The organism is Streptomyces albospinus, assembly GCF_014648695.1.
In the GTDB taxonomy this organism is placed as follows: Bacteria; Actinomycetota; Actinomycetes; order Streptomycetales; family Streptomycetaceae; genus Streptomyces; species Streptomyces albospinus.
The window spans coordinates 1-8,807 of the sequence record NZ_BMRP01000096.1 but is presented as its reverse complement, the minus strand read 5'-3'; the positions used below and the strand labels follow the sequence as shown (position 1 = coordinate 8,807).

Sequence of the window (8,807 nt, the reverse complement as noted above, 5' to 3'; positions counted from 1 at the left end):
AGTTCGCTCCCATGTGCGATATTGATCTTGATGATCGGGGGTACATCGTAGATGCTCTCTGCGATGTCGCCTTGGAGAACGACCTCGTCATCGAAGGGGTCAGCACTCCACCGAAGGAGTGCTGGCCTGCGGACGTCCACACGGTCACGGTGCTGCGGAGGCTTGCTGGCGGGCGTAGCGGTTCGGAAGTCCTGGAGATTGAGGTCAGCGTAAAGAAGGCTTCCAGCTTTCTTCAGGTCGCGAAGCTGATGAGCTACGACGAGGCCGTGAAGGAGTGGACAGCCTTCACCGCTTTGGCGAGAAAGCACGACGCTACTCTTTACGTGCCGATCGTGGCAGTGAGTCGGTCTGTGATCGACAGGCAGTATGCCGTGGACTTCAAGCGGCACGTGGTGGTTTATGCGCACGTGCGCGACCGTGATCAGAATACCGAAGGGACTCTTCGGTCGCTGGAAGATTTGATGGTCGAAGCCATCGAGGATCCAGACACGACGGATCAGGGCGTGGCGACCCTTTCCGCGATGATGAGTACGCTCAAGAACAAGCTTTACAGGAGTGCCGCCTCGGCGTCGGAACAGCTCCTGAGTGAGGAGAACTGGAGTCTTGGTCCCAATGTGGTGCTGAAGGTCGATGAGATCGACGCTCAGGGCCAAGGTCCTGTTCGGCTCATAGACGGAAATCCCGGCGCGAAGGACCTCGAGAAGCCTGCGGTGACGTCTACCGCGCTCTTGCAGGCGTCCACCGCGCCTCCGGGGGCAGGCCGGAGTCTGGTCAAGGGGGACAAGGTCCGCCTGATGTTGAACAAGGCCGCGGTAGACGGGGCGGTGGTGTCGGGCCAATTCAACACCCTTCGGGTGCACGTCGAACTGGCTGGTGAAGCCGGTGACCGGACTGACGTGGCCGAGCTGGTCGGCAGGCGGCCCGTGGATGTGTACGGGACGGTTCAGTACACCCGGTCACAGCGCTGGTCGGACCTTTTTTCCGTCTGCATGGTGGCGAAGGGGGATTTCACCGAGACGGAAGGTTTGCTGAAGTACGACGGGGTAACGGTGGGGCACCCCATGAAGGCGCTGCTCAGCGTCCTTTCAGCCTCCGCCGGAGCGCGGACGAGATCGAACGTGCATGGCGATCTCAATCCCCGCAACATCATGTTCTGCGACAAGAACCCGTATCTGATCGATTTTGCGTCCTTTGAATCGGACGGTTATTTGCTCGCCGACCTCGCTTGGATGGAGGTATGCATTCTCCGCGACTGCATATCTCCCTTACTGTCCTGGGCCGACCTTGTCAGGCTGCAGCGGTACTTAGCGTTGCTCACCGTTGCCACTCCCCTCTGGGGGACTGACGCGGTAGCCTCAGCTGCCGCATTTTTGGTGGAATCGGCCTCCAGGGACGCGCCTGAACTGAGCCGTTGTCTGGCGCTCCTTTGGGCTCTCCGGCAGGGTATTTGGAAGACTGTGCCGGCCGAGGACCGGAAGGCATGGCCCAGGCAGTACTTTCAGCACCTGGTCTTGGCGGCCTGTCGCACGTTCAAGTGGGATTCCTCTGAGCAGTCCGAGGACCAGGTCGGTGCATCCACCGCGGTTGCCGGGGTGGCCTCAGAGTGTCTCGCGCCCGGGTTCAGGAACTTCTTCGACCAATGGCCCGCCAGGCAGGCACAGGTTGCTCGCGAGATGCTTCTGGGGCAGTCGGATGAGCTCAGCTGGGCGTCCGCTGATCTGCTGACGGCCGCCTTGGTGGCTGGAGGTATTGATCGGCCTCGGGAGGACGGCTCGGCGGCAAGGCGGGTGGCAGAGCGTCTGTTCAGCGGTCCGCTGGCGCCGGCGTTCGAGGAACTGCAACGTCACTGCAGAGACAAGGAGTTCGACAGCTCTCAGCACTATCGTGACTTCACCTATATCCCCCTTGAGGGACGTGTACTGGCTCCAGGGGAGTCGTACGTACAGCAGGGTGAGGGGGCTTTGACCGTCGCTCCCAAGAGCTGCTTAAGTCTCCTGATGCAGCATGATGTCGTCGTGCTGGTGGCTGACTCGGGGTCGGGGAAGAGCGTGGTGGCCCGCGAGCTGAAAATGCGCATGCTGAACGCGTTCTCCAAGAACGCAGATCCAGCTAAGATCGCTGGCACCCCGTGTTGTCTTCCGTTGTCCGTCAGCGCGGTACAGCTGAGCATTGAGCTGCACGCGGCGTCTGAACTGACGCTCTCCAAGATCCTTCGTGGCCTGATCCAGCTTCCGGATGAGGTGACCGAACACCGGTTGGAACGCCTCTTGGAGATGGGGGCCGTTCACCTGACCGTCGATGACCTGCACAAAGTTGAGCTCCGGTATCGCCGGAGTGTGACGGCTTGGCTCAAGGATCTTCACTTCAAGCATCCGCAGGTGCGCATCGTGGTGTGTCAGCGCGGCTGCGATTATCGGCCTGAGGTCTTCGGGTGGCCGGCCGTCGTGCTGCACAAGGTGCGGGAGCGGCATGCGCGCACCTTCATCGCTGATGAGTTGCGCAAGAAACACTCTGCCATGTGGCAGGAGAAAATTGCTCAGCTGGAGGTGCTCCTCTTCAAAGACCCGGCGGCTGTGGCGTTACGGGACCTCGCCGGCCGGCCACTGTTTTTGAAGATGCTGGTGAGGCACTTCGTTGATACCGGTGAGGTCTCTTCGAATCCGGGAATCTTGGTCTACAAGTACCTGGAGCGCATGTTGAAGTCGGGCGAGTATGCCATCCCGGTCGCTCAGCAGAAGCAGATGTTGAACAAGCTGGTGAGCAAGCTCGGGGACTCCGGGGCTCTGAGTCGCGAGGAGGCCGTTCAAGTCGTCGGAGACCCGGCGCGTCAGGACGCAGAGCAGGATCTGCAGACGCTGCTGTCCACAACTGCTGTGCAGCAGGATGCTTCGCGGATCACCTTCTGCAACCCTCTGGTGCAGGCGCTTTGTGCAGCGTCTGTCCTGTTGGAAGATGCGCAAGACGATCCGTCATCGGTGACTGATCGTATCCGGAGATTCGGATGGCGGGATGCGGCTCTCTTCCTGGTCGCTGACCCTCACGCGGACGAGGACACAGTCGCCGCTGTACTGCGCACCGCGGTAGAAGCGAATCCCTGGTACGGAGCGCTGCTCTTGCAGGCAGCCCCTGAGGACGCTGTGCCGCATGTGCGGCAGGCGTTTTTAGAGGCTCAGTGTGCGGTGCTGCGTTCGGAGGCGAGTGGCGGGCCGGCATGGAGGCAGTCGGCTTATGCCTTGGCCAAATACGGTGCACCGTCGGCCATGGATGTCCTGTATCAGGTGGCGCTCGATGAAAGCAGCGCTCCGCAGGCGGTGAAGGCGGCTCTGGACGGCTTGGTGATGATGCACCAGTGGTTCGTTCCGGACGCAACGTCCACCTTGCAGGAGGTCCTGTGTCACCTGCTTGATCCAGCACCTGGGGTGAGCGTGGACGACTCCGTTGTCGTCCGGGCTCTGCGCAGCATTCAGGCCGCGGGGCTGACGAGCCTGGCAGGGCATGCCTGGTCCCGGCTCGAGCAGTCCGGTGCCTCCTGGGAGGTGATTTCCCAGACATGGGACACGCTCGCGCAGTTGGGGGTGCTCCCGAACAGGGCATTGCGCGCTGTCTACGCCCAGGCATGCACAAGGCAGTTGTCCGAGATCGACAGGGAGCTGGGCGTCACGGCGGCAACCGCTACAGCGAAAGAACTCAATGAAAAGCGTCTGTTCTTGCTGAAGCGGCTGGCCGCCGAGGGCGATATCGAGTCGCTGCTCGCCTACCGTTTTCGAGCCGGCCTGGCTGAGTGCCCGGACTGGCGGGAGATGCTCGACCAAGCTGCCAGAACTGTACAAGCCGACTCTCCCCAGAATGTCTTGGCCGGCGCGCTGCTCGACCGGAAGATGTTCGGTGCAGGGCCTGATGGCTGGAAAGACCTGCTCACGCAGCCCAATGAACATCTGGCGGTGATCGCGGCGCATCGCCTGCTGTCGGATGGCCGTGTCTTGGGTGCGCCGCTGCTGGAAGAGGTCGGTGCCCAGGCGTCAGCAAAGAGGCTGTCGATCGTGGCGGCGTTCGTCCACTGTCTGTCGCCTGGCGATCAGGGGATGCTGGAGCGACTGCTGGAGCCTGTTCTGGCCACACTCACAGGGGAATTCATCGACCCTGTCTCCTGCTTGATATCCGCAGCGGGGACCCTCGACCAGGACTTGGGGCTGCGGCTGGCACTCCGAGTGCAAGAAGCGCTGATGGAGCACGGCCTAGAGCAGCAGGCAGTGCACTGGCCGTGGTGCACGACGTGGCGCCGCTTTCTGCCGCTGCGTGCGGAAACGGCGTTGTTCGTCGACGAGCAGGGCATCGACTCCCCCACGTTGACCGCCTTGCTCGGCAGTGTCGATGTGTTGCTTGACGCGCCGTTCGTCCAGCCTATGATCCTCACACCTCCGGTGAGGGAGCAGTTGTGCTCGTTGCAGCCGAAGAGCCCGGAAGGGGTAGCTGCTCATCAGTTCGTGATGCTTGCAGCGAGCGCAGGATTGTACGAGGCTCTGCCGTTCGTCCATGAGGTTGCTGCGAATGAGCACAACATCAGCACGATCATTACCCATTCACACGGTGAACATGGTCTGGTGCGGGTGTCACTGGCAGCGCACGCCACTACGGCCATCGGTTACCTCGGAAGTCTGGCATTGCTGGAGGACCTGATGCTGGAGGCAGAGACAGCGGAGCAGGCACTGCACAGAATGGCGCACGAGACCGACTCACTGCATCCCAGCCTGGAGCGGGCCCGTCTGGTCGGTCTTGGCTACTGGGGCCATTGGCAGGACTTGTTGTCCGCTTTATCTCCGGAAGATCGAGTACTGTCCGCAGCCGCCCGCAACATCGTCAACTACTGGCTGCCCGGTCCGAGGGACCGTTTAGGCGAAGCCTGCTTTCACAGCATCGCACGGTGGACCGGGCGAGAGCTGGAGACGGGGAAGCTTCCGGCATCGACACGGGCCGTGCTGACGCAAATTCGCGACAGCACGGAAACCAGACTGGGGCGCTATGTGCGGTGAACGGAAGAAACCCGAGCTAAGGCAGCCCCATCTCCCGCTTGGCAGCAGCCACCACAAGGCGACGGCTGCGGGCCGCGGTGATCAGAGCTTCCTGCCGCGCAGGGCCCGGCTGGGCCTCCTGGGCTGCGCGCTGGCACCGCAGAAGATCCTCGCCGGCCTCCAGCACCGCTTCCGAGGCAAGCAGGCGCAGCCGGGTCAGCTGGCTGCGCATCTCGGCGTAGAACGCTTGAGCTGTATCGACGTTGAGGGGCTGCTCGTCGGGGGTATAGCGGACGACGTCGGAGTGCGCCCAGCTGGCTTCGAGGAAGGCGACGAAAGCGTCAGTGAGCGACTCGCGCGCCCACTTGCGGCGTTCGCGGCGACCGCCGATTACCGTCGTCACGATCAAGGTGGCCAGGCTTGTCGCGGCCGCCACCCATGCTGCCCATGCGCTTGCATCCCCCATCGTCGTATTGTCTCCGGCCAGAGGCGGTGCGGGGGCGCATTCAGCAAGATGTGGCAGATGTCAAGCTCGCAAACTCATCTCATTTTCTCCTTGGCCTACCGGTGTCTGCTGTTGGACAGTCATGGCAAGGGAGTCAGGCAGCCGGCGTCGGTGCCGGCATGTTCGACGGGTCCTTGGGGGGATTGCCATGATCGCAGCTGAGTCAGATCGGCCGAACGGTCCAGGAAGCGGGGGCGCTGCACCGGTATCTCTGCAGCAGGCGATGGTGGACGTCTTGTCCAGCTCACCACGCCTTGCCTCACTCTCGGGGCGTCGCGCTCTGGTCCGGATGCTCGCCCGGTCCCTGGATGACCCGCTCAGTGAGCCTGATGCCCAGGTCCGCTCCCTTGACCAGTTCTCCCAGCTGGTGGCGCAGTGCACCGCCCTTGCGGAGGGCGCCGACGTGCTGGCGGATGCCGTCGGCACTTTGACCGGGGACCTGCGCACCACGCAGCGGATGCGGCTGTTGTGCGACCGCTGGTCAGCGCGGACGTGGCTGCCCGAAGGGGAGCTGTGCGCGCTGGAGGGGCTGTTAAGCCAAGCCTCGCCCGACGATGTTCACATCATTGCTCAGGCCTCGCTGCAGCCGCTGGCTGCCCCCTTGCCGCTTCACTGCACTCATGCGTGGAGCATTCTGCTCCATCTGTTGCGACGTAATGCCTTGCCCAACGGGCTGCCGCCCTTCATGGCCTTTCTTGAGTACCTGGCGGCCGCGGTCGATGACAGCATTGGTGAGCAGATCCGCAGCTGGACGCTCAACCACGCAGAGGCATCCGGGCTGGTGCCTTTACTGCGAGAGTGCAGAGTGCGGGCCACCTCCGTGCAGTTGCCTGACGCCACTGGCCGCCGGGTGATGTTCGTGCTGATGCCGGATGGCTTGGAGAGCGACTATTACGTCCTGCGGGTGTGGCACGACGAATACGACGGTCCTCCGCTGCGGGACGACGACACACGGGTGCGCCATCCAGATATTGCCCGGGCTGTCTCGAACAAGCTTCGCCACGCTCTTATCGCCAGCCAACGCACAGATCTGACGGTCGAGTTCTGGCTGCCGCTGGCATTGGTGAACCAGCCCGTGTGGGAATGGTGCCAGCCGGCAAGTGAGCCGGATGTCGAGTGGGACTGTCGCGTGCTGGTACGCAGTCTTGACCGGTTGCAATCGCCCGACTCCCATTCCTCCTGGCGCAGACACTGGACACGGCTGATGCGCGAGGATGTCTCGACGCCCTGCACCGGCCGCCGTGATGTGGCAGACGACGAACGGCAGCCTGGCGAACCGCTTGTGCTCAGCTCACCTCCTGACGTGGAAGACGGCCGCAAAGAGCTCATGGAGGCGATTCGCTCCGGTGTCCCAGCGATCTTGTGGCACCGCCAGAATTGCTCCAAGCCTTTTCGTGAATCCGTTCAGAACTTCATCCACCGCGGCCCGCTCAAAGACCTTCCGAGCAGGATCGGCGAAATCCATCTGTCACCGGGACCGTTGGGCGACGAGGCAGAGCTCCTGCGTGAGGTGACTCTGCTGTGGGATGACCCCGACCGTCCACTGCCAGTCCTCAAGCCGCTCGTCGCTCCTGATGAGGTTCCCACCCTGTGAGTACGCCCGAGGCAGCGACATGGCTCATCACCGCCACCCCCGCAATGCCCATCACGCCTTCCCAACTGTGCGTTCCGGGGCACCTCGCTGCCTCCCAGAAGATCTTCGCACCAGCACCGGAAGGATGGCCATCCTCCCTGCCTCTCCCTGCCGCTGAAGCGTCGGTCAGCGCCCTCTATGCACTTAGTCAACTGCACCCGGAGCTAGCGGATTTCTGCAAACCGACCCCGGATGCGTATGCCATACCCTCGGCACCCGGGCCGGTCTGCCCGCCGACATCAGACCTTCCGGTGCGCGAGCTGATCCTCGTGGTCGACACCGGCCTATCGATGTCCGCCTGGTACCCGACCGTCAACGCTTTCGCCGCGTGTGCCTGCGAGCTGCCGATTTTCAACGACGTCCATATCGTCAAACTACGCAGCCAGCCCTCGTCAACACACCCAGACCTACTTGACCGTCCCGCGGTAAACAAACTCGGACTCGGTCACCCTGCACCGCCCCATCGCCAAAAGACGATCTTCATCATCACTGATGCTGTCGGCGCTGCATGGAAGCGTGGACTGATCTGGGACGATCTTCGTGCGTGGGCCCAGAACCACACTGTGGCCATCCTGCACGTACTCCCCCACCACGACTGGTACCTGTCGGGCATTCACGCCCGGCCTCACCAACTGCGCACTCGAGAGCCGGGATGCCCCAACAGCGCTCTGGAGGTGGCGCCGCCCGAGACGGCACAGCCAAACGGGGAGAGTACAGGGTTGGAGCAAGACCGGCACAAGGTTTTGGTTCCGGTGCTGGAAATTCGGAAACGATGGCTGGACCAATGGGTTCGGCTGATGACATCCAGGCTGTTGGTGCACCAGCAGGTGCTGGAGATTCCGCCGCCCTCGGCAGCTGCTGGGTTGGTGCCCGCCCCCAGCCCTGCACCAGATGCCGTTGCCGCTCCTGAACAGAGCATCGCAGCGTTCCGCACCGCAGCCTCTGAGAACGCCTTCAGCCTCGCCGTGCTCCTGGCCGCCGCCCCGCTCAACCGCCACATCATGCAGCTCGTTGCCGCTGAACTCCTGCCCGCTGCAAGCCCCGGCGACCTGGCAGCCGTCCTAACCAGCGGACTGCTCATCACCGTGGAGAACGGTGCGGAACACAGCGACCCGCACGACCAGGTGGTATTCGACTTCACCCCCGGCGTGCGAGAAAAACTACTGTCCCTCGGGGAATCCACGAAAACCCGACGCGTCGTCACCCTCCTCGACCATTACCTGAGCCCACATGTGCCAACCGTCCGCGGAATCACCCAACGAGTCAAAAACCCTGCCACAGTCTTCCCTCCCAGCATCACGTCCGAGACGCTCCCCTACCTCCGCGTCGAGTGCGCCGTGCTCACCGCCCTCTCAGGCGCCTCCACACCTCACCGCGAAGCAGCAGAACGGCTACGTACAAAGATCGACGAGTTCGAAACCGACCGACGACGGGTCGCAGCGGCCAATCCCTAACTTGACTCTGTCGGGGATCTTGGATGGTCGGGCTCAGCTGCCGAGGGTTCGCCAGGACTTCGGCCGGGGAATCTCCCGCTGGTCCAGGAAGGTCTGGAAGGCGGTCGGCGGTCTTGATGAAGAAGTTTCCTCGGTCACTGACTGACCGCTGAGGCGTTCGATGTTCACGGCGATGGCCGTGAGTACGTGTTGCAGGTGGGCTTTCG

General features: G+C 62.8%; 4 protein-coding genes. 3 read left to right on the top strand and 1 reads right to left on the bottom strand.

The genetic code is table 11. The annotated features are described in order from the left end of the window. Positions 1 to 71 precede the first annotated feature (71 nt). A complete protein-coding gene (locus IEZ17_RS40770) occupies positions 72 to 5,030 on the top strand; it encodes a hypothetical protein (protein WP_189308689.1) in 4,959 nt (1,652 codons plus the stop codon). Positions 5,031 to 5,046: 16 nt separating this feature from the next. Here IEZ17_RS40770 and IEZ17_RS40765 read toward each other — a convergent pair whose 3' ends face one another. Beyond that, complete coding sequence (locus tag IEZ17_RS40765) at positions 5,047 to 5,418, bottom strand: hypothetical protein (RefSeq protein ID WP_189308688.1); 372 nt, start codon at positions 5,416 to 5,418, stop codon at positions 5,047 to 5,049. Between the two features lie 244 nt (positions 5,419 to 5,662). On the opposite strand from IEZ17_RS40765, the gene IEZ17_RS40760 reads away from it, so the two are divergent. Both IEZ17_RS40760 and IEZ17_RS40755 read left to right on the top strand, forming a co-directional pair. Further along, positions 5,663 to 7,108, top strand: coding sequence for a VMAP-C domain-containing protein (locus IEZ17_RS40760; RefSeq protein WP_189308687.1), 1,446 nt, complete (start codon positions 5,663 to 5,665; stop codon positions 7,106 to 7,108). Positions 7,109 to 7,152: 44 nt separating this feature from the next. Continuing rightward, positions 7,153 to 8,601 carry an SAV_2336 N-terminal domain-related protein gene (locus IEZ17_RS40755; protein WP_268249900.1) on the top strand — a complete coding sequence of 483 codons (1,449 nt, stop codon included), beginning with the start codon at positions 7,153 to 7,155 and terminating at the stop codon, positions 8,599 to 8,601. The last annotated feature ends 206 nt before the right edge of the window (positions 8,602 to 8,807 follow it).